The organism is Aquitalea sp. (assembly GCF_030150775.1).
Lineage (GTDB): Bacteria > Pseudomonadota > Gammaproteobacteria > Burkholderiales > Chromobacteriaceae > Aquitalea > Aquitalea denitrificans.
The window spans coordinates 91561-112958 of record NZ_JASLFG010000036.1 but is presented as its reverse complement, the minus strand read 5'-3'; the positions used below and the strand labels follow the sequence as shown (position 1 = coordinate 112958).

Below are 21398 nucleotides of genomic sequence, written 5' to 3'. Positions count from 1 at the left end.
GTGCGGGCAGCGACAATCAGATTACATAGTCCTGCTGTCCAGCGGCATCTTGCAGGAATACCGCCAGCTTGCGCGGGGTCACATACACGGTATCTCCCGGCACGATGCCCAGCGCGCGGAAACGCTCCTTGCTGACCGCCGCCTCGATAGTCTGGCCATCAGCCTGCTGCAGCTCAACCCGCACCACCGGCCCGACAGCGTGAATGTGCTCGACCCGGCCTTGCGCCAATGCACCATCGGCCTTCAAGGTAAGGTCCAGATCATGCGGGCGAACATAGGCCACCGCGGCATCGCCGCTGGCGTCCTGATGCTGGCTCAGCGCCTGTTCGTAATTGCCGATGGTGAGCTGACCGGCATCCACCCGGCCGTGGAACAGGTTCACATCGCCGAGGAACTGGGTGACAAAAGGCGTGGCCGGATGTTCGTAGATATCATCCGGACGGCCCACTTGCTCGATATGGCCGTGATCCATCACCACCACGCGGTCGGACACTTCCAGCGCTTCTTCCTGATCGTGGGTCACAAACACGCTGGTGATGTGCATGTCGTTGTGCAGCTCGCGCAGCCAGCGACGCAAGTCCTTGCGCACCTTGGCATCCAGCGCACCGAAGGGTTCGTCCAGCAGCAGCACCTTGGGCTCTACCGCCAGCGAACGGGCCAGGGCAATACGCTGGCGCTGGCCGCCGGACAACTGGCCGGGATAGGCATCGGCCAGCCAGTCCAGCTGCACCATCTTCAGCAACTTCATCACCCGTTCGCGGATTTCCTCTTGCGACGGGCGTTCGCGGCGCGGCTTGACCGACAGGCCAAAAGCCACGTTGTCGAATACCGTCATGTGGCGGAACAGCGCGTAATGCTGGAACACAAAGCCCACCTGACGTTCGGCCACATGGGTATGGGTGGCGTCGGCACCGCCAAACAGCACCTGGCCGGCATCGGGCCGTTCCAGCCCGGCAATGATGCGCAGCAAGGTGGTCTTGCCGCAGCCGGATGGCCCCAGCAGCGCCAGCAACTCGCCGGAAGCGACATCAAGACTGACATTGTCCAGCGCGGTGAACTGGCCGAACTGTTTGCGGATATTGCGGATTTCAATGCTCATGCTTGTTCTCCGACCGCAGCCAACAGCAGCGGTCCACCAGATCGTTTACGGTTGTGCGGCCTGTAGCCGGGCTTCGGCAGTACGCAGGGTGGAGGCCTGTTGCTGGCGGTGCAGCCGCCATTCCACCAGCGACTTCACCAGCAGGGTGATCAAGGCCAGCATGGCCAGCAGCGAGGCGCAGGCAAAGGCGCCAACAAAGTTGTATTCGTTGTAAAGGATTTCCACATGCAGCGGGATGGTGTTGGTTTCACCCCGGATATGACCCGACACCACGCTGACTGCGCCAAATTCACCCATGGCACGGGCGTTGGTCAGGATCACCCCGTACAGCAGACCCCACTTGATATTGGGCAGCGTCACCTTGCAGAAGGTCTGCCAGCCGCTGGCCCCCAGCACAATGGCGGCCTGCTCCTCATCCGCGCCTTGCGACTGCATCAGCGGAATCAGCTCGCGGGCGACAAAGGGGAAGGTGACAAATACCGTGGCCAGTACGATGCCCGGCACGGCAAAGATCACCTGCAGGCCGTGGTCCTGCAGCCAGCTTCCGGCAACGGTATTGGCACCGAACAGCAGGATGAACATCAGCCCGGCTACCACCGGCGATACGGCAAAAGGCAGGTCGATCAGCGTGGTGAGCAGGCTTTTGCCGCGGAATTCAAAGCGCGCAATGGCCCAGGCCGCTGCCACGCCAAACACCAGGTTGAGCGGCACCGCGATGGCGGCGGAAATCAGTGTCAGCTTGATGGCGGACAGCGCCTCCGGCTCCACCAGCGCAGTCAGGTACAGCTGCCAGCCCTTGTGCAATGCCTCCCAGAACACGCCGATCAGGGGCAGCAGCAAGAACAGGAACAAAAATACCAGCGCCACGGCGGTGAGGGCATAGCGTACCGGGCGGCTTTCAGTCGTCAGAGTGGCCATGTTTACCCCTTAACGCGCACCGTGGCGGCGTGCGGCCCACCACTGGATCAGGTTGATCAACAACAGGAAGACAAAGGAAATGCCCAGCATCACCAGCGCCACCGCGGTGGCCCCTTGCTGGTCGAACTGGTCCAGCTTGGAGACGATGATCAGCGGCGCGATTTCCGACACCATCGGAATATTGCCGGCAATGAAGATGACCGAGCCGTATTCACCGGTGGCGCGGGCAAAAGCCATGGTGCCGCCGGTAATCAGCGCGGGCAGCGTGGCCGGAAAGATTACGCGGCGGAAAATGTCCCAGCGGCTGGCACCCAGGCAGGTGGCGGCTTCTTCCAGTTCCTTTTCCAGGTCTTCCAGCACCGGCTGTACGGTTCGCACTACAAAGGGCAGGCCGATGAAGGTGAGCGCCACGATGATGCCCAGCGGAGTGAACGCCACCTTGATGCCCAGCGGGGCCAGAAACTGGCCGATCCAGCCATTGGGCGCATACAGGGTGGTCAGCGCGATACCGGCCACTGCGGTAGGCAGGGCAAACGGAAGGTCCACCAGCGCATCCACCAGCCGCTTGCCGGGGAAGGGGTAGCGCACCAGCACCCAGGCCACCAGAAAGCCGAATACCAGGTTGATGAGGGCGGACAGACCGGCCGTGGCAAAAGACAACCGGATGGATGCCATTACCCGCGGGCTGCCCACTGCAGCGGCGAAACCGTCCCAGCCCATGCCGACGGTGGAATACACCAGCGCGGCAAAAGGCAGCAGCACGATCAGCGCCAGCCAGAACAGGGTAATGCCAAAGCTGAGCCGGAAACCCGGCAGCACACTATGACGCAGATTCAGGATATTGCTCACGCTGGCTCCACTTAATGCTTGCTGTAGATCTGGTCAAACACACCGCCATCGGCAAAGTGCTTTTTATTGACCGCCGCCCAGGAACCGAACACGCTCTGCACGGTAAAGGTTTTCACATAGGGAAACTGGGCATCGAATTTCTGCGCCACCGCCTTGTCCTGCGGGCGCAGATAGTTTTGTGCGGCAATGGTCTGGCCTTCAGTACTCCACAAGAAGCGCAGGTAGTCTTCGGCCTGCTTGCGTGTCCCCTTCTTGTCCACCACCTTGTCAACAATGGCCACCGGGTTTTCTGCCAGCACCGACAGCGGCGGGTAGACAATTTCAAAGCTGCCACGGCCAAATTCGCGGGCAATCAGCTCGGCCTCGTTCTCGAAGGTCACCAGCACATCGCCAATCTGGCGCTGCATGAAGGTAGTGGTGGCGGCACGGCCACCGCCATCCAGCACCGGCACATTCTTGAAGATGCCCGTCACCAGTGCACGCGCCTTGGCTTCGCTGCCGCCCGGCTGTTTCAGCCCGGCACCCCAGGCGGCCAGATAGGTGTAGCGGCCATTGCCCGAGGTTTTCGGATTGGGGATGATCACCTGCACGCCCGGTTTGGCCAGATCGTTCCAGTCACGCACCTTGTGCGGATTACCCTTGCGCACCAGGAACACTGTGGTGGAGGTAAACGGCACCGAGGCATTGGGCAGGCGGCTGGACCAGTTGGCCGGAATCAGCCCACGGGTGGCCAGCAGGTCGATGTCCGATGCCTGGTTCATGGTGATCACATCCGCCGCCAGGCCATTGGCCACCGACAAGGCCTGCTTGCTGGAGCCGCCATGCGACTGCTGGATGGTGACGGTTTCGCCGGTCCTGGCCTTGTAGGCTTTCTGGAAGGCCGGGTTGTAGTCCTTGTAGAAATCGCGCATCACGTCGTAAGACACATTCAGCAAGCTGGCATCAGCCAGTGCATGAGCGGACAGGACCACGGCGAGAAGGCCGGCAAGGGCGCGCAATTTCATGATGGACTCCGGAATGATTGGGAACGGCCTTCATGCTAACCCGGTCGTTTTATTCTAAATAATAATATTATTTACTACATTTATATCAAATTAATCTATAAAACCAATGTAGGGTGGCAAGCAACTTTCCACCCTGCCATCCTCTCCGCTAGAAAATCCACCCCCCTCCATGCAGCAAACACGCTGCTCATGGCCGCACAACCACAGCTGAATGGTGGTCAGCCAACAAGCACCACCCTGGCGCGGTAATTGCATGGTGTGATGAAGCGACGATCAGGTATGCTGTTGCGCTCAAGCGGTTTGAGTCCTGACGGGTCCGGCGGCCTCCTCAGCACTGAAACCGTTTATTTTTCAGGACCAGCCATGACCACACTCACTCCGCACCACCTGCGCCGTGAACTGAATGAAGAGGCCCATGCCCGGCCCTATGCCGCCATTCCCTCGCCGGCCCGGCTAACCTCGCTCAGCCTGTATTACGACTTTGACGACGTCCCGCAGCGTGCTGCGCTGGCCAACCTGGCCGAGCGCATGGGCCTGCCCGCCCCCCTGCCCGGCCAGGCTTATTATTCAGCCAGTGCTGGCGACCTGATGGTGCGCTGGTCGCTGCATGCCGAGTTTGCCCGCTACACCTTCATTGTTAGTGGCGATTGCAACGACCCGTTCGACCGCACGCCGCTGGACCGCATCCCACCAGCCTGGCTACGCGATCTGCCCGGCGTGGTGCTGGTGGCACTGCATGCCGTGCTGCTGCCGGCCGAGCGCGAAACCGAGCTGGCCGACATGTCCAGCCGCTGGTTTGGCGGTCGCGAGCTGATTGGTGCCGAAATCGGCGATGGCAACGGTGCCGCTTATACCGACCTGCGCCTGCATCCGGATGCCCGGCTGGCTGAAGGATTCTCCCGCTATGTGGTGGTGGACCGCGCCATGGGCCCCAACCAGTCCGGTCGCATGCTGCAGCGGCTGTTCGAGCTGGAAACCTACCGCATGCTCACCTTGCTGGCCCTGCCCATTGCCAAGAAGCAAATGCGTGATCTGGACAATCTGGGCATCGCGCTGCGCGCCATTACCGAACGCATGGCCGGCAGTGAGGGCAATGGCTCGGACGCACAACTGCTGTCCGAGTTGACCGGCCTTGCCACCCGGGTGGAGCAGTTGATATCGGAAAGTCAGTATCGCTTTTCTGCTTCACAGGCCTACTACCGCCTGGTGGAAGCACGCATTGGCGAATTGCGCGAACAGCGCATCTCCGGCATGCAGCCCTTCCGTGAGTTCATGGAACGGCGGCTATCCCCGGCAATGAATACCTGCGACACCGTCCTGCGGCGGCAGGACCGCATCACCGCCCGCCTGCAACGCACCACCGCCCTGCTGCGTACCCGGGTGGAAGTGCTGCACGAAGAACAGAACCGCGCCTTGCTTGCCAGCATGGATCGCCGTGCCGCCTTGCAGCTGCGCTTGCAGGAAACGGTGGAAGGCTTGTCTGTTGGTGTGCTGACCTACTACATGGTGAGCCTGCTGCACCATCTGCTGGCTGCAGTCGAATCGGTAGGTGTACATCTGAATATCGAGCTGCTGACCGGCATTGCCATTCCGCTAGTGGCACTGGTGGTGTGGTTCAGCATGCACAAGCTGAAGGCCTCACTGGGAAGCGGGCACAAGGAACTGTAACAGGACAGCAGCACACAGAAACTTCAGGAGCCGGCCTATATTGCGTAGTCCGGCTCTTTTGCATTGCTACACCGGAGCGCTGGCAAGCAGGGCCGCAAGCAGCTCAGAATCATCTGGTTATTAACTATTCTTATTGTCAGTTGATAAACATTCCAGGAAAATTACCACTTTAATTTCAGGGTTTACCTTGTCTTGCTACAGCCAATTCGTATCCACTCCAGATACGTCACCCCGCCCATTACAGCAGCTTGCCACTGTCTGCACGGGCAATTGAATGAAATCAGCGACTTCGCTACAACAGCAGACTTCAGCCCCACCCACCGCGCGGTTACTCACCATGTCCCATCAAAACCAGAAGCTCAAACCCGTTCTCACCGGGTTCATTGCCATTGTCGTAGCCCTGTTACTTGCTCTTGGCAGCATCATGCTCTTCAGTCTGCAACGCATAGACCAGACTGCCCATTACGAATTGGACATCACCAATGCGCTGGTGCGGAACATGGCCGATGTGCGCTACCACGTGGTGCAGATCCAGCAATTTCTTACCGATGTCAGCGCCACCGGCGAGGCTGATGGCTACAAGGACGCCGAAGAGCACTATCAGGCCCTGTTGCAAAACCTGCCGAACATCAGCCGCCTTGACCCGCAGCTGAGCAGCCAGGTAAATGGCATGCAACAGTCGCTGGACCAGTTCTATGCGGTGGGAAAACGCATGGCCAAGGCCTATGTCGATGGCGGACGCGAAGCCGGTAACGTACTGATGAAGGAGAAGGGCAGCGGCTTTGATGACCGGGCTGAAACACTGACCAGACAAGTAGAAGCACTACACACGGAAATCCAGAAACGCGATAATTCAGCCTATGCAGCCATGAACCAGACTGCAGCGGATCTGCGCAATATGATGCTGGGCCTGACTGCCGTGCTGGTCATTGTGGTGTTGCTAGGCGGCGTTCTGCTGTACCGCCGTGTATTTGGCGTGCTGGGCGGCGAACCGGCCCTGGCAATGGAGGTGGCCAACCGCATTGCCAGCGGCGACCTGAGCCAGCACATCGAACTCTCAGCCGCCAGCCAGGGCAGCCTGCTGGATAGCCTGGCGGCCATGCAGCGCCAGCTGCGCGATATCACCAGTAATATCCGCAACCTGTCAGGCGAGCTGGACAGCAGCGCTGGCAGCATGAACGCGACAGCTCACAATCTGCAGCAAAGCAGCACGGTACAAAGCGAGTCCACCCGTCTGATGAGCGTATCGGTGGAAGAAGTATTGCAAAGCATCCAGCAATTGGGCGACCAGAGCGACGAGGTGGGCCAGGAAGCGCGCACCGCCGGTGCCATGGTGAGTGATTGCGAACAGCTGATCCATGCCACGGCCAGCGACATCAACCATATTGCCGAGCGTATCGGCAGTGCCGCCAGCGCCATCGACAATCTGGACAAGCAGACCGACGCCATAGCCTCCATTACCCGCACCATTCATGACATTGCCGACCAGACCAATCTGCTGGCACTCAATGCCGCGATTGAGGCGGCACGCGCCGGGGAAATGGGCCGTGGCTTTGCCGTGGTAGCCGATGAAGTGCGCAAGCTGGCCGAGCGCACCGGTGTGGCCACGGTGGAAATTTCCGGTCAGATCGACACCATCCGCCAGGGCATGAGCAACGTGGTGGGCGTGATGCAAAGCAGCGTGGATGCGTCCAGTCACGGTGTAGAACAAACCCACAAGGCACGTGAAGCCATCAGTGGCATCCGCCAGAATACCGACCAGATCGCCCAGCACATCCAGGGCATCAGCCTGGCCTTGCATGAGCAACAAAGTGCCATGAGCGACATGGCCCAGCGCATCGAAGTAGTGGCCAGCATGACCGAGTCCAACCAGGCGACGGTAGAATCCTCTGCCGCGGCATCGGACCAGCTCAACAGCCATGCCAAGGCGCTGAATGCTGCCATTGGCGTGTTCCGCGCCTGACAGTCATAAAAAAACCGCATCCGGCAAAGGATGCGGCTGAATCCACAGCCGGTAACTGACCCGCACCGGCTGCTTCCACCCAATCTGTCGTCCAGCTAGGACTGCACGGCCTCGCGCACTTGCTCCAGCCCGGTCGGATCGTCCAGTGTGGTCAGGTCGCCCGGGTCACGCCCCTCGGCCAGCGCCTGTATCGAACGGCGCAGCACCTTGCCGGAACGGGTCTTGGGCAGCTGGTTGACGAAATACACCCGTGCCGGATTGGCAATGGCTCCCAGCTGGGATGCCACCTTGGCAATCACTTCTTTTTCCAGTGCGGCTTTCTTGGCCGGGTCTTTCAACACCGAGGGATCGCGCAGCACGGCAAAAGCCTGCGGCACCTGGCCCTTCAGCGTGTCATGCACCCCCACCACCGCCACTTCGGCAATGGCGGAATGGCCTGACACGGCTTCCTCGATTTCACGGGTGCCCAGGCGGTGACCAGCCACATTGATCACGTCATCGGTACGGCCAAGAATGGTGAAGTAGCCATCGGCATCGCGAATGCCCCAGTCAAACGAGGAATACACCTTGCGATCCTGAAACAGGCTGAAATAGGTGTTTACAAAGCGCTCGTCCTGCCCCCACACCGTGCTCATGCAGCCCGGCGGCAGCGGCGGAATCACCGCAATTACGCCCTTTTCACCCGCCGGAACTTCCTCTCCGGTGGCCTCGTCCAGCAACTTCACGTTATAGCCATACACTGGCAGACCGGGGCTGCCTAGCTTGGTGGGCAGGGCTTCCACACCGTTGCACACGGTCAGCATCGGCCAGCCGGTTTCGGTCTGCCAGTAGTTATCCAGTACCGGAATCTTCAGCTCGTCGGCAATCCAGCTGGCGGTGGGTTCGTCCAGCGGCTCGCCGGCCATGAACAGGGCACGCAGACTGGACAAGTCATACTTGTGCAGCCATTCCGGGTCTTGCTTTTTCAGCACGCGGATGGCGGTGGGGGCGGAGAACATGATGGTGGCACGGTATTTTTCCACCAGCTGCCACCAGATGCCTGGGTCCGGACGGATGGGCAGCCCCTCGTACACCAGCGTGGCCATGCCGCAAATCAGCGGGGCATAGACGATGTAGGAGTGGCCTACCACCCAGCCGATGTCGGAGGTGGAAAAATAGGTTTCCCCCGCCTTGCCGCCATAGATGTATTCCATGCTGGAAGCCAGCGCCACAGCGTAGCCGCCGGTATCGCGTTGCACGCCCTTGGGTTTGCCGGTGGTGCCGGAGGTATACAAGATGTAGCTGGGGTGATTGGATTCCACCCACACCACCTCGGCACGGTCATCCAGATGCTGCTGGCGCAGGGTGGCGTAATCCAGATCGCGCCCCGGCTTCATCATCGGCGCTTCGGCCAAACCACGGTTGACCAGGATCACCTTGGCTGGTGCGGCGCTGCCTGCCAGTTCCATCGCCTCGTCCACCAGCGGCTTGTAGGCAATCACCTTGCCGCCGCGCATGCCGGCATCGGCGGTCACCAGCAGCTTGGGCGCAGCGTCTTCGATACGGGTGGCCAGGCTGGCCGAGGCAAAACCGCCAAACACCACCGAGTGAATCGCCCCCAGCCGCACCGTGGCCAGCATGGCAAACACGGCTTCGGGAATCATCGGCATGTAAATCAATACCCGGTCACCCTTGCCTACGCCCTGCGCCTGCATGATGGAGGCAAAGCGGCTGACTTCCTCGTACAGCTGGCGGTAGGTGTAGGTGATTTCAGCTCCGGTTTCGCTGGAAACATAGATCAGCGCAGCCTGGTCGGGTCGGCTTTCCAGGTGACGGTCTACCGCGTTGTAACAGAGATTGGTTTCGCCACCGGCAAACCATTGGCGAAACGGCGGATTGTCGTATTGCAGTACTTGCGAGTAGGGCTTGTGCCAGTGAATGCGCTGCGCCTCGGCACCCCAGAAGGCTTCTGGCTGCTCGATGGAACGGCGGTGAAATTCTTGATAGGCGCTCATGCAGTCTCCCGAGGATGTAGGCTAGTTCATTATTTTATTTATCAACCAAGCGGTTGCTAGATTAACAAAATAAGCCCTTTGCCGCACAGGGTCAAGTTTCATCGCCGGTAGATCTGCCTCCACTTCCTCGCGGTGGGGTCGGAAACAACAGCGTACGCATCAAAATACACTTAACTTCACTTATCAATAATACTTACCAATTTTGGCAATTTTTATTAGCGATAAACCAAATTTCATAGCTCGGTAACCGAATCATCATGCTGGGTCTCTAGACTGCGGCCAGTTACTTTTTGCCGAGAAACACCATGCCGCTAGATAGCACGCCCCAGGCCGCGCATACCGCCACGATGGCTGGTCATTTGTTGCAAACGCCGCCAACCGTGAGCCCTTCAGACAACAACTACCACGTACTGGAGCTGTTTTCGCAGGACGAATCGCTGGCCAATATCCCGGTGGTGGAACATCAGCGTGCGGTGGGCATCATCAACCGCAACACCTTCATGAGCACGCTGGCGCGGCCTTTTCACCGTGAAATCTTTGGCCGCAAGCCCTGCACCGCCTTCATGAATGCCAGCCCGCTGATCGTGGACTACCTCACCCCCATCACCGAGCTGTCCTTCATGGCGCTGGAAGCCGACCGCAAGGTGCTGTCGGACGGTTTTCTGATCAGTCTGGATAATGCTTACGCCGGCATGGGTCAGGGCGTATCGCTGATGCAGGCACTGGCCGACCAGCAGGCGGAGAAACACCGCCAGATGATGGAGAGCATCAACTACGCCAGCGTAATCCAGCAGTCCTTCCTGCAAAGCTCGCGCCGCGACATGGCAGCGGCGCTGGACGATTACTTCATGGTGTGGGCCCCGCGCGACATCGTCGGCGGTGACTACTACTACTTTGTCAAACGGCCGGATGGCTTCTTTGTGGCCGTCATCGACTGCACCGGCCATGGCGTGCCCGGGGCCTTCATGACGCTGATCATGGCCTCCACCCTGAAACAGGTACTGAGCAGCCACGACCTGCACAACCCGGCCGCCCTGCTGCGCGCCATCAACCAGCAGGTCAAACAGTCGCTAGGCCAGCTCACCCCGGAAGAAGCCGGCCAGGCCGACCACCCGGAACTGAACTCGGACGATGGCATGGACGGTGCCTTCTGCTGGTTCGACAACACCAGTCGCACCCTCACCTACGCCTCGGCCAAGACGCCGCTGTTTGTACTGCAGCCGGGCAAAGAGGAGGTGGACACGCTGGACGGCAACAAGAAAGGTGTGGGCTATGTCGGCACGCCGCTGGACTATCACTGGGACAATCACCAGCTACAGTTGCCGCCGGGTAGCAGGCTGTATATCAGCACCGACGGCATCATCGACCAGATTGGCGGCCCCAAGCGCATCTGCTTTGGCAAAAAGCGGCTGAAGGAAAACATCCTCAAGCACGCTAGCAAACCCATGCAACAGCAGCAGAAGCTGCTGATCGATGCCTTCCTCAAATGGCAGGGCGAAAACAGCCGTCGCGATGACGTCAGCCTGTTTGGCGTCCACCTTGCCTGAAGCCCATTCGTACCAGGAAAACAAAGCATGAGCCTGACCGACTTTCACCGATTCAAGGAACTGGCCCGCCAGGAAAACGTGGTGTTCTACTACACCGGCTATTTTTCCCAGAGCATCGTCACCGCCATGGGCGACTCGCTGCGCCTGCGCCTGGCCAGCCTGGATGCCAGCCAGACCGCCCGCCGCAAGCTGTTTTCAGTCTTCGTGGAAATGGCGCAGAACGTGGTGCACTACTCCGCTGATCACCTGAGTGCCAGCGCAGCCGCCGACCACGAAATCCGCATGGGTTCGCTATGGGTAGGCGAGGCCGATGGCCAGTTCTACGTGGTGTGTGCCAACCCCATCTCTGCCGAAGGGGTAGAGCACATCCGCGCCAAGCTCGAACCGCTGCGCACCATGACCAACGATGAAATCAAGGCGCGCTACAAGGAAAAGCTGCGTGCCGAAGGCGAAGCCGGTAGCAAGGGAGCCGGGCTGGGCTTTCTCACCGTGGCACGTGACTCCAGCAATCCCATCGAATTCGATTTTGTTGAAGAAACCGACGGCAAGCCCTTCACCACTTTCTACCTCAAAGCCACCATTTAAAAGCAGCCATCATGCAAAACCTGTATATCGCGCCCACTTCGTCCACGCCGGAAGTGAATTTCCAGTTCGACCGCCACCAGTTAAGCCTGCGCGGCGAGAGCTATCCGGAAAATGCCCACGCCTTCTTCGGCCCCATCATGCAGGCCATCAATGCCTACCTGCCCACCCTGCAATCCACCCAGGTCACGCTGGATGTTCAGTTGGCCTATTTCAACAGCTCCAGCACCAAGGTGCTGCTGGAACTGTTTGGTCTGTTCAACGATGCGGCAGTGGCCGGTAATTACGTCACGCTCAACTGGCACTACATTGAGGATGACGAAACCATTCTGGAGTTTGGCCAGGAAGTGGCCGACGACTTCACCGCGCTGGATTTCAACCCCTGCGCCCTGGTGGAGTAAACCACTGTCCGACAATATCCATCTGGCGGCTGACTGGATACGGCAGCAGGTTTTGGGGTAATCTGGCCGACTACCCTATCGTGATCTGTTTCAGGACATCCGCCATGAATGTGAAGGACTACATGCAGCGCGTCGGCCAGGCGGCGCGCAAAGCCAGCCGCGCCATTGCCAAGGCCGATACCCGCCAGAAAAACCAGGCGCTCAATGCCATGGCCGATGCCATCGTGCGTGATAGCGCCAAACTGCTGGCGGCCAACCAGCAAGATCTGGACGCCGCCCGCGCCGCCGGGCTGGATGCCGCCTTCATCGACCGTCTGGCACTGAGTGAAGCCACCGTGGCCAGCATGGCCGAAGGCCTGCGCCAGATCGCCACCCTGCCGGACCCGGTGGGTGAAATGGACGACTTCTGCTACCGTCCTTCCGGCATCCAGCTGGGCAAGATGCGCGTGCCGCTGGGCGTGGTGGGCATCATTTACGAAGCCCGCCCCAATGTCACCGCCGATGCCGCCGGCCTGTGCCTGAAGTCCGGCAATGCCACCATTTTGCGTGGCGGCTCGGAAGCCTTCCACAGCAACCAGGCCATTGCCGCCTGTGTCAGCGAAGGCCTGCGCGTGGCCGGCCTGCCCGCCGAAGTGGTGCAAGTGGTGGAAACCACCGACCGCGCCGCCGTGGGTGAGTTGATCACCATGCAGCAATATGTCGACGTGATTGTGCCGCGTGGCGGCAAGAGCCTGATCGCCCGCATCAGCGCCGAAGCCCGCGTGCCGGTGATCAAGCATCTGGATGGCAATTGCCATGTCTATATCGACGACACCGCCAATCCGGACAAGGCATTCAACATCGCGATGAATGCCAAGACCCAGCGCTATGCACCGTGCAACACCATGGAAACCCTGCTGGTGCATACCGCGTTTGCCGAATTCATCCTGCCGCGTCTGGCTGAGGCCTACTGGGAAAAGGGCGTGGAGCTGCGCGGCTGCGAACGCACCCGTGCCATCCTGGGCGACAAGGTAGTGGCAGCGACAGAAGACGACTGGTTTACCGAATACTCCGCGCCGATTCTGGCCATCAAGGTGGTGAAGGATCTGGACGAAGCCATCGAGCACATCAACCACTACGGCAGCCACCACACCGATGCCATCGTCAGCGAAGACTACGGCCGCGCCCGTCGCTTCCTGCGCGAGGTAGACTCTTCCAGCGTGATGGTGAATGCCAGCACCCGCTTTGCCGACGGCTTCGAATACGGCCTGGGTGCGGAAATCGGCATTTCCACCGACAAGATCCACGCCCGCGGCCCGGTAGGCCTGGAAGGGCTGACCAGCCAGAAATGGGTGGTACTGGGTGATGGTCAGGTACGCGGCTGAACCGCAGCAACTCCGTGATGAAACCGGCTACGGCCGGTTTTTTCATGCCTGCATGGCAGCGGCATGACAAATTCCCCACATTGCCACTTTCATGCCAGTGAAATACCAGCCACAACTTGCCAGCCACCGGCAGCTTCACTAGTGTAGGCAAACCAGATTGGCCGGGGGGCTCATCATGCTGCAATGGCTGTTCGCCACGCTACATTTGCTGGCCCTGGGCTGCGGCCTGGGGGCGATTGCCGCGCGCGGTCGCAATCTGGCATCCACACCCGATGCACCCGCGGTACAACGCAGTCTGCGCGCCGACAACTGGTGGTGCCTGTCCCTGCTGTTGTGGATAGTCAGTGGCAGCATGCTGGCAGCCAGCCATCTCTCCCTGCTGTGGTCGCAAGGCAGGCCGGTGCCGCTGGCCATGGCCAAGCTGGTGGGCATTGCCCTGCTGCTGCAGCAGGAATACCGTACCCGCCCACTGATACGGCAATGTCGGCAACGACTGGAACGCGGGCGCTTGCCGACCGAGGAAATCGGCAGCATGCTGGCACACCACAGCAGACGCCAGCTGCTTGTGCTGCTGGTGATCCTGGTGATTTCCACCGCGCTACAGTCCGGGCTGTTCAACACTCCTTAACATCTGCCTGGCCGGTCAGCAGGAACCACCAGCGCATGCCGGCTCTCCATCGGCTATTACCTGCCGGAGTCATCACAATGCCACCACAGCCAGCCTCCATCTTCCTGCGCGGCCTGCTCCTTGCCATTCTGCTTGGCACCAGCCTTGCCGCTCACGCCGACAGCACGCTGCAGCTGCCATCGGACAAGTCCCCGGCCCTGGTTGCCGATTGCCTGCAGCAGGGCATTCGCCGCCTGAAGATTCCGGATGACTACGTCAAGCGTGACACCGCCGCAGACAAGGCAGAATCCATCCGCCTGCTCAACCCGGTCAGTAACAAAACCAGCCTGCAAGTGGATATCCGTCCGCAAGGGGAAGGCAGCCAACTGCAGGCAGACCAGAACGGCATTCCGCTCACCCCACCCTGGCAACGACTGATCAAACGCTGTGCTGAATGAGCCTGTGGATAAATATAAAAAAGCACATTTATCTGTGGAAAACCGGGATAAAAACTGAACAAGCTGTGCATAAGCCCGCTTGCTGGTCTGTAATATGTGACAAGGGCTTGCAGGGAGGCCAAACTTCCCTGTGCACAACTTAACCTTTCCCACCCGCCATGGTGGATAGTGTGCATAGCCTGTGCATTATTCTGTGCATAAGTACACGGACAGTCTGCTGAGTGCCTCAGCATCATTGCCTGCTCGTCATCGCCGGTTCCGGCATGCCAATACACTGCAACTGCCCAAGCCGCCATCACATCATCAAATTTTCATGACCGAACGGTTACACTGGGGCGGAAGTCAATTTCTGGAACATCCACATGGCCACCATCGCCCATCCCCAGTATGAAGATCGCCTAGCCGCCGGCAGGGCTCGCCGAGAGCATTGCCCACGCACGCGTCAGGCCGAATGTGTGCTTAGCCCACAACGCGATGTGGTCGCCATGCTGCGCCAGACGTCTGCTGGCCGCGTCCCCGGGCTGGTGCCGCTACGCTATCAGCGCATGCAGGCCTCCCCGTTTGCCTTTTTCCGAGGTATGGCCATGATTCAGGCCGCTGATCTGGCAGCCGGCCCGCACAGCGGCATGCCGATGCAAGTATGTGGCGATGCGCATTTGATGAACTACGGATTCTTTGCCTCGCCCGAACGCCAGTTGATGTTTGACATCAACGACTTCGACGAAACCCATCACGGCCCGTGGGAATGGGATTTGAAACGCCTGGCCGTCAGCGTGGTGCTGGCCTCGCGTGAGCGCGGTTTTAGCGATGACGCCGCATCCCGTGCTGTTTGCCAGCTGGTCAGCACCTATCGCCGGCGCATGCAGGACTATGCCCGCATCAGCCAGTTGGAACTGTGGTACAGCAAGGTCGGTTTCGAACAACTGCTTGCGCGTGCGCCCAGCGACAGCATCCGCCAGCAACTGCTCAAGCTGGCAGACAAGGCCAGGGGCCAGACTCAGGAAAAACTGCTGCCGAAAATGACGGTTCTGGAGAACGGCAACCTGCGCCTGCGTGATGATCCGCCGGTTATCTTTCACATGCAGCAGCAAGATCAGGTATGGGGCAATGACGAACACTGGCTGGGTGACGAGCAGTACCAGGAACTGCTGCAGCCCATGCTGTCCCGGTACAGCAATACACTGAAGGAAGACCGCCGCGCTTTGCTGGACAGGTTCCGCCTGGTGGATGCTGCTTTCAAGGTAGTCGGTGTGGGCAGTGTCGGCACCCGCTGTCTGGTGATGCTGCTACAAGACAGTTACGACCAGCCCTTGTTCCTGCAACTAAAGGAAGCACGCAGTTCGGTGCTGGAACCTTATACCCAGCGTTGCGTCCACGGCCATCAGGGCAAGCGGGTGGTGTTTGGCCAGCGTCTGATGCAGGCCGCCAGCGACCTGTTTCTGGGCTGGACTACCGGCCCAGGCGACCGGCACTTCTATGTGCGCCAACTGCGCGACATGAAGGCAGCACCGACCCTGGAATCCTTTGCCAGCAGTGAAAGCCTTACCGCCTTTGGCCAAGCCTGCGCCTGGGCGCTAGCACGCGCGCACGCCAAATCCGGTGGACAAGCTGCCGGACTGGCAGGCTACATCGGACAATCTGACAAATTCGACCTGGCCATCGCCAGCTATGCACTTGCCTATGCCGATCAGGTAAAACGTGATTTTGCTGTTTTTACTGCCGCCCTGGCCCAGCAGGAGCTATAAGTAGATAAATTGCCACAAGCATGTCGGGATGTTGGGGTTTTCAGCAGTATTTCCCCAGCACTACTACATTTAGTATTAATAATGCTTCGGTATATTTATACATACCACTTATAAAAATTTCTCCAGCTAACGGGAACCCTACCGTGCGAGTCAATACCCGCCTCATCATCATCATTGCCGCCAGCCTGATTGCCCTGATCACCCTGGCCGCCACGTCGCTGTATATCACCCGCAGCACGCTGCAGAGTGAAAAACGCGAGCAGATCACGCTGCTGCTGCGCATGGCGGAAAACACCCTCGACTACTATGCCAAGCAGGAGGCCAGCGGCAAGCTGACGCGCCCGCAGGCACAGGACATGGCGCGCAAATCGCTCAAGGCGCTGAAGGTGAACGATATTTACTTCTTCGCCCGTGACAAGGACAACCGCCTGGTGCTGCATCCCAAGGCCGAGCGCGAAGGCAAGGTGGATATGGGCAGCACGGTGCCGGATGGTCGCACCACCGTAGCGGTATATGACGAGGCGCTGCAAAAAGACCACTACGGCATCGTCACCATTCTGACCTCGCGCGGGGACAGCAAGGAGCAGTTGCCCAAGCTCAACGGCGTGGTGCGATTCGACCCCTGGGGCTGGACTATCGGCACAGGCTTTTTCATTGATGACATCGATGCGCTGTTCTGGAAGCAAGGCACGGTATTGCTGATTCTCAGCGCAGTTGCCGTGGTTGCACTGGTACTGCTGGGTGCCGCCATGTCGCGCAGCATCATCCGCTCGCTGGGTGGAGAGCCGGCCTATGCCGCCCAGGTGGTGCGCCAGATTGCCCAAGGCAACCTCACCGAAAACATCGAAGTCAATGGCCCGCCACAAAGCCTGCTGGCTGCCATGCAGGAGATGCAACACAAGCTGCGCGAGATGATCAGCCAGATTCGCCAGTCCACTGACGATATCGGCCATGCCGGCCAGCAGCTGTCCGAACAGATGCAAAAGGTGGACGAGGTGTCAGGCATTGCCAGCAACTCCACCGCCTCTGCAGCAGCCTCCATCGAACAGCTGTCGGTCAGCATTGACCACGTCAAGGACAATGCCGGTGGTTCGGAAGAAGGTGCGCGCCGCTCCAGCCAACTGGCCCGCGAAGGCGAAGAAGTCGCCAAGGAAGCCGCCAGCGGTATCGAATCCATTGCCTCTCAGGTAGGTGATGTCAGCGACCTGGTCGGCAGCCTGGCCGAGCGTACCCGCAATATCAGTGGCATCGCCGAAACCATTCGCGACATTGCCAACCAGACCAATCTGCTGGCGCTCAATGCTGCCATCGAAGCAGCCCGTGCCGGCGAGATGGGTCGCGGTTTTGCCGTGGTAGCCGATGAAGTACGCAAGCTGGCCGAGCGCACCGCCAGCGCCACCGACGAAATCACCCATATCGTACAGGCCGTGGTCAGTGAAACCGGCACCGTCGCCGGACGCATGGAAGAAATCCGCCCAGCCGTGCAACTGGGTGTCGGCAAGGCCAATCAGGCCGCACAAACGCTGGATACCATCAGCCGTCAGGCCCAGTCTGCGCTGGAAAGCCTGCATGCCGTGGTCAGCGCCATGACCGAGCAAAGCCAGGCCGGGGCCAATATTGCCGTCAGCGTGGAACAAGTAGCCGGCGTAGTGGAAGAAACCCAGTCCTCGGTACAACTGGCGGTAACCGCCATGCGCAATATCGACGGCCACGCCCGCCAGCTGCACGAATCCGTCTCGCGCTTCCGCCTCTGACACCACACAGCCAAGGCAGCACACACCCGGCCCCGCCTGCGTGCGGGGCCGCTGCATTTGAGCCATCCACGACCAGCAAGGCAACACTAGGCTTGCCCTTCGGACTGCCAGTGGCATAATGCCCACAGGGCTCAGCCCACAAAACCAAAAAAATGATTCACCGACAGACAGGCAGATAGATGAAACAATCGAGAACGCTCCAGGGGAGACCTGCATGTCCCAGCATTCCATCACGGCTGCACAGGCCGAATGGCTGACCAAACATAACGTCCGCGACGTTGAACTTGCCTTTGCCGATGTCAGCGGATTTCCGCGCGGCAAAACCCTGCCCGCGCAGGCTCTGATCAAGGGCCAGGAATTGCGCATTGCCCGCGCCGTGGCCATTCAGACCTGCGTGGGAGAATTTCCCGACTACCGTTTCTACGGTGAAAACGACCCGGACGTAGTACTGCGCCCCGACTTTGCCACCCTCTACCCGGTGCCGTGGGCCAAGACCCCGCGCGCCATGGTGGTGTGCGACAACATCGACCACGACGGCAGCCTGTCGCCGCTGGCTCCACGCTCGGCACTGAAAAACATCCTGGCGCGTTATCAGGCCCGTGGTTGGACCCCGGTGGTGGCTCCGGAGCTGGAGTTCTACATTTTTGCCGCCCATGGTGATGCCGATCAGCCCTACCAGGCCCCGGCCCTGCGTACCGGCCGGCGCGAAAGCGGCTTCGATGCCTTCAGCTTCTCCACGCTGAATGACCTGGAACCCTTCTTCGACGACCTGTACCGCGCCTGCGAGCAGCTGGGCATCGACACCGATACCTATGTCCACGAAATGGGCCCCAGCCAGTTCGAGATCAACCTCAAGCACGGCGATGCACTGGCGTTGGCCGACCAGACCTTCCTGTTCAAGTATGCGCTGAAGGAAATCGGCTACCAGCACGGCCTGAACGTGGTATGCATGGCCAAACCGCTGTCAGGCCAGCCCGGCAGCTCCATGCACCTGCACCAGAGCGTGGTGGATGGCCAGGGCAATAATGTGTTCAGCCTGGCCGATGGCGAGGCCAGTCCGGATTTCTTCCACTACATTGGCGGCCTGCAGCAGTACCTGCCACACCTGATGCCGCTGTTTTGCCCCAGCCCCAACTCCTTCCGCCGCTTCGTCAAGGGCCTGGCCGCGCCGGTCAATGTCAGCTGGGGTGTAGACAACCGCTCGGTCGGCATCCGCGTGCCGGTATCAGGCCCGGCGGCACGCCGTGTGGAAAACCGCTTGCCCGGCTGCGATGCCAACCCCTATCTGTCGCTGGCCGCCAGCCTGGGTGCCGGCCTGCTGGGGGTGGAAGAAAAACGCAGCCCGAGCGAAGCGGCAGTCGGTAATGTCTTCAACAATGACAATGCTGCCACCTTGCCCAATACGCTGGATGCGGCCTGCGCACTGATGGCCGCGCACGACACTGCCAAGCGCCTGTTCGGTCAGGAATTCACCGATGCCTATCTGGCCGTGAAAGACATTGAACTGAGCCACTTCCACAACCAGATCACCGCATGGGAACGCCAGTACCTAACCACCCTGGCCTGATTTTCACCGTGCGTACAAAGCTGTCAGCCGCCCTCCTGCGACTGGCAGCTTTTTTCATGCCAACTACGCCGGATTGACCCTGCCACGCGCCTGGGCCACCATGCTGCTGTCCTGTCAGGACCAGACTGCCAACCCCGTCCCTCCCTGAGGAATGACATGCGTTTTACTGCCCTGCTCTTGTTGCTGCTGCCGCTGTGCACGCTGGCCGATACCGCGGCGCCGGAAGCGGCCAGCGGCTTTCAGACCCGTCCGGCGGTTTACAGCCGCCACAGCATGGTCAGCACTGCCAATCCCTACGCCAGTCAGGCTGCACGCGATACCCTGCGTCGCGGTGGCAGCGCCATTGATGCTGCCATCGCCGCGCAACTGGTGCTGGGGCTGACCGAGCCACAATCCTCCGGCATAGGCGGCGGCGCTTTCATGCTGTATTTCGATGGCCGCAAGCTCACCAGCTTTGATGGCCGCGAAACAGCACCAGTCACGGCAGATAGCCGCTTATTCCTGCAGGCCGACGGCAAGGCCATGGATTTTTACCGCGCCGTGGTGGGCGGGCGTTCGGTTGGCGTACCCGGCGTGGTGGCCATGCTGAAGCTGGCACATCAGCGTGGTGGCAAGCTCCCCTGGGCCAGCCTGTTCCAGCCGGCCATCCAGCTGGCACGGACAGGTTTTGCCATCTCACCGCGCCTGCACACCTTGCTGGGTACGGAACGTTTCTTGCAACAAGACCCACAGGCGCGGGCTTATTTCTATCAGGCGGATGGCAGTCCGCTGCCGGTGGGCAGCATCCTGAAAAACCCGGACTATGCCACCACGCTGGAACAGCTGGCGCAGCGTGGTCCGGCAGCGTTTTACCAGGGAGAAATCGGCCAGGCCATTGTCGATGCCATCAACCGGCACCAGGAGAACCCCGGCCACATGCGGGCTTCAGATCTGGCGGCCTATCAGGCCATTGAACGCAAGCCGCTGTGCGGCCCATATCGTCGCTGGCAGGTATGCGGCATGGATGCGCCCAGTTCCGGCGGTGTGGCCGTATTGCAGATGCTGGGACTGCTGCAGCGCTTCCCCCTGTCCACCATGTCGCCCACTGGCAGCAACACCATCCACCTGTTTGCCGAGGCGAACAAACTGGCTTTTGCCGACCGCAACCGCTATCTGGCCGATCCTGACTTTGTCGCCGTCCCCAGCCAGGCGCTGGTCAGCCGCGACTACCTGCAGCAACGCAGCCGGCTGATAGCCCCGGACCGCAGCATGGGACGCGCCACGGCGGGAGAACCATCCGGCATCCGGCTCAGCCTCTATGGCCGGGACAGCGCACCGGAACTCCCCTCCACCTCGCATTTGAACATTGTGGATCGCGCCGGGAGAGTGGTCAGCATGACCAGCTCCATCGAAGACCAGTTTGGCAGCCGGCTGATGGTGAAGGGCTTTTTGCTCAACAACCAGCTCACCGATTTTTCCTTCCGCCCGGATGAGGATGGCACACCGGTTGCCAACCGGGTGGAAGCAGGCAAGCGCCCGCGCAGCAGCATGTCACCCACTCTGGTATTCAATGACCGTGGTCAGTTTGTGCTGGCTACCGGCTCGCCGGGCGGCAGCCAGATCATCGGCTATGTCAGCCAGACGCTGCTGGGCTTGCTGGACTGGAAACTGGACCCGCAGCAGGCGGTCAGCCTGCCGCACTATGGCAACCGCAATGGCGATACCGAACTGGAAGAGAATCGTGGACTGGCGTCATCAATGGCAGCATTGCGCGCACTGGGCCATACGGTACAGGAAGTGGAGATGACCAGCGGCCTGTCCGCCATTGTCCGGACTGCACATGGCTATGCTGGCGGGGCAGACCCCCGCCGCGAAGGAGTAGTGCTGGGAGACTGAGCA

The 21398-nt window shown here is 60.2% G+C and carries 17 protein-coding genes; 12 read left to right on the top strand and 5 right to left on the bottom strand.

Annotation, left to right across the window (positions count from 1 at the left end; translation table 11 throughout):
- Positions 1-16 precede the first annotated feature (16 nt).
- The 4 genes from QVF59_RS12570 to QVF59_RS12555 are packed head-to-tail and all read right to left on the bottom strand — an operon-like array spanning position 17 to position 3870.
- Positions 17-1099, bottom strand: a complete 1083-nt coding sequence (locus QVF59_RS12570) for a sulfate/molybdate ABC transporter ATP-binding protein (RefSeq protein WP_287880328.1) — start codon at positions 1097-1099, stop codon at positions 17-19.
- A gap of 45 nt (positions 1100-1144) precedes the next feature.
- A complete protein-coding gene (gene cysW, locus QVF59_RS12565) occupies positions 1145-2017 on the bottom strand; it encodes a sulfate ABC transporter permease subunit CysW (RefSeq protein WP_287880326.1) in 873 nt (290 codons plus the stop codon).
- Between the two features lie 9 nt (positions 2018-2026).
- Positions 2027-2857 carry a sulfate ABC transporter permease subunit CysT gene (cysT, locus tag QVF59_RS12560; RefSeq protein ID WP_287880463.1) on the bottom strand — a complete coding sequence of 277 codons (831 nt, stop codon included), beginning with the start codon at positions 2855-2857 and terminating at the stop codon, positions 2027-2029.
- A gap of 20 nt (positions 2858-2877) precedes the next feature.
- Complete coding sequence (locus QVF59_RS12555) at positions 2878-3870, bottom strand: sulfate ABC transporter substrate-binding protein (protein WP_287880323.1); 993 nt, start codon at positions 3868-3870, stop codon at positions 2878-2880.
- A gap of 363 nt (positions 3871-4233) precedes the next feature.
- Here QVF59_RS12555 and QVF59_RS12550 point away from each other — a divergent pair, with 363 nt between their 5' ends.
- Complete coding sequence (locus QVF59_RS12550) at positions 4234-5538, top strand: DUF3422 family protein (protein WP_287880320.1); 1305 nt, start codon at positions 4234-4236, stop codon at positions 5536-5538.
- Between the two features lie 337 nt (positions 5539-5875).
- Positions 5876-7501: a methyl-accepting chemotaxis protein gene (locus QVF59_RS12545; RefSeq protein WP_287880319.1), complete on the top strand. Its 1626-nt coding sequence runs from the start codon at positions 5876-5878 to the stop codon at positions 7499-7501.
- Between the two features lie 95 nt (positions 7502-7596).
- Here the strand turns inward: QVF59_RS12545 and QVF59_RS12540 are convergent, their stop codons facing one another.
- Positions 7597-9495, bottom strand: a complete 1899-nt coding sequence (locus QVF59_RS12540; RefSeq protein WP_287880316.1) for a propionate--CoA ligase — start codon at positions 9493-9495, stop codon at positions 7597-7599.
- A gap of 305 nt (positions 9496-9800) precedes the next feature.
- On the opposite strand from QVF59_RS12540, the gene QVF59_RS12535 reads away from it, so the two are divergent.
- The 10 genes from QVF59_RS12535 to ggt all read left to right on the top strand — a co-directional run bounded on the left by QVF59_RS12535 (position 9801) and on the right by ggt (position 21395).
- Positions 9801-11042, top strand: a complete 1242-nt coding sequence (locus QVF59_RS12535) for a PP2C family protein-serine/threonine phosphatase (protein WP_205677464.1) — start codon at positions 9801-9803, stop codon at positions 11040-11042.
- 27 nt (positions 11043-11069) lie between these two features.
- Positions 11070-11627 (top strand): SiaB family protein kinase, encoded by a 558-nt coding sequence (locus tag QVF59_RS12530; RefSeq protein WP_159880136.1) that lies wholly within the window; start codon positions 11070-11072, stop codon positions 11625-11627.
- 11 nt (positions 11628-11638) lie between these two features.
- Positions 11639-12025, top strand: a complete 387-nt coding sequence (locus tag QVF59_RS12525; RefSeq protein WP_287880315.1) for a DUF1987 domain-containing protein — start codon at positions 11639-11641, stop codon at positions 12023-12025.
- A 104-nt stretch (positions 12026-12129) separates the two neighbouring features.
- Positions 12130-13389, top strand: coding sequence for a glutamate-5-semialdehyde dehydrogenase (locus QVF59_RS12520; RefSeq protein ID WP_287880313.1), 1260 nt, complete (start codon positions 12130-12132; stop codon positions 13387-13389).
- Between the two features lie 175 nt (positions 13390-13564).
- Positions 13565-14017 carry a DUF2214 family protein gene (locus QVF59_RS12515; RefSeq protein WP_287880311.1) on the top strand — a complete coding sequence of 151 codons (453 nt, stop codon included), beginning with the start codon at positions 13565-13567 and terminating at the stop codon, positions 14015-14017.
- A 77-nt stretch (positions 14018-14094) separates the two neighbouring features.
- On the top strand, positions 14095-14454 hold the full coding sequence (locus QVF59_RS12510) for a hypothetical protein (protein WP_287880310.1): 360 nt from the start codon (positions 14095-14097) through the stop codon (positions 14452-14454).
- 362 nt (positions 14455-14816) lie between these two features.
- Positions 14817-16199, top strand: coding sequence for a DUF2252 domain-containing protein (locus tag QVF59_RS12505; protein WP_159880146.1), 1383 nt, complete (start codon positions 14817-14819; stop codon positions 16197-16199).
- A gap of 143 nt (positions 16200-16342) precedes the next feature.
- Positions 16343-17953 (top strand): methyl-accepting chemotaxis protein, encoded by a 1611-nt coding sequence (locus tag QVF59_RS12500; RefSeq protein ID WP_287880308.1) that lies wholly within the window; start codon positions 16343-16345, stop codon positions 17951-17953.
- 214 nt (positions 17954-18167) lie between these two features.
- Complete coding sequence (locus QVF59_RS12495) at positions 18168-19520, top strand: glutamine synthetase family protein (RefSeq protein WP_287880306.1); 1353 nt, start codon at positions 18168-18170, stop codon at positions 19518-19520.
- A 156-nt stretch (positions 19521-19676) separates the two neighbouring features.
- Positions 19677-21395, top strand: a complete 1719-nt coding sequence (gene ggt / locus QVF59_RS12490) for a gamma-glutamyltransferase (RefSeq protein WP_287880303.1) — start codon at positions 19677-19679, stop codon at positions 21393-21395.
- Positions 21396-21398: the final 3 nt, after the last annotated feature.

Bases quoted from the DNA above. Each gene is read 5' to 3' on its own strand.
- QVF59_RS12525 (WP_287880315.1), top strand. From the start codon at position 11,639: ATGCAAAACCTGTATATCGCGCCCACTTCGTCCACGCCGGAAGTGAAT.
- QVF59_RS12505 (WP_159880146.1), top strand. From the start codon at position 14,817: ATGGCCACCATCGCCCATCCCCAGTATGAAGATCGCCTAGCCGCCGGC.
- QVF59_RS12545 (WP_287880319.1), top strand. From the start codon at position 5,876: ATGTCCCATCAAAACCAGAAGCTCAAACCCGTTCTCACCGGGTTCATT.
- QVF59_RS12515 (WP_287880311.1), top strand. From the start codon at position 13,565: ATGCTGCAATGGCTGTTCGCCACGCTACATTTGCTGGCCCTGGGCTGC.
- QVF59_RS12520 (WP_287880313.1), top strand. From the start codon at position 12,130: ATGAATGTGAAGGACTACATGCAGCGCGTCGGCCAGGCGGCGCGCAAA.
- QVF59_RS12550 (WP_287880320.1), top strand. From the start codon at position 4,234: ATGACCACACTCACTCCGCACCACCTGCGCCGTGAACTGAATGAAGAG.
- ggt (WP_287880303.1), top strand. From the start codon at position 19,677: ATGCGTTTTACTGCCCTGCTCTTGTTGCTGCTGCCGCTGTGCACGCTG.
- cysW (WP_287880326.1), bottom strand. From the start codon at position 2,017: ATGGCCACTCTGACGACTGAAAGCCGCCCGGTACGCTATGCCCTCACC.
- QVF59_RS12555 (WP_287880323.1), bottom strand. From the start codon at position 3,870: ATGAAATTGCGCGCCCTTGCCGGCCTTCTCGCCGTGGTCCTGTCCGCT.
- QVF59_RS12530 (WP_159880136.1), top strand. From the start codon at position 11,070: ATGAGCCTGACCGACTTTCACCGATTCAAGGAACTGGCCCGCCAGGAA.
- QVF59_RS12510 (WP_287880310.1), top strand. From the start codon at position 14,095: ATGCCACCACAGCCAGCCTCCATCTTCCTGCGCGGCCTGCTCCTTGCC.
- QVF59_RS12535 (WP_205677464.1), top strand. From the start codon at position 9,801: ATGCCGCTAGATAGCACGCCCCAGGCCGCGCATACCGCCACGATGGCT.
- QVF59_RS12495 (WP_287880306.1), top strand. From the start codon at position 18,168: ATGTCCCAGCATTCCATCACGGCTGCACAGGCCGAATGGCTGACCAAA.
- QVF59_RS12570 (WP_287880328.1), bottom strand. From the start codon at position 1,099: ATGAGCATTGAAATCCGCAATATCCGCAAACAGTTCGGCCAGTTCACC.
- QVF59_RS12540 (WP_287880316.1), bottom strand. From the start codon at position 9,495: ATGAGCGCCTATCAAGAATTTCACCGCCGTTCCATCGAGCAGCCAGAA.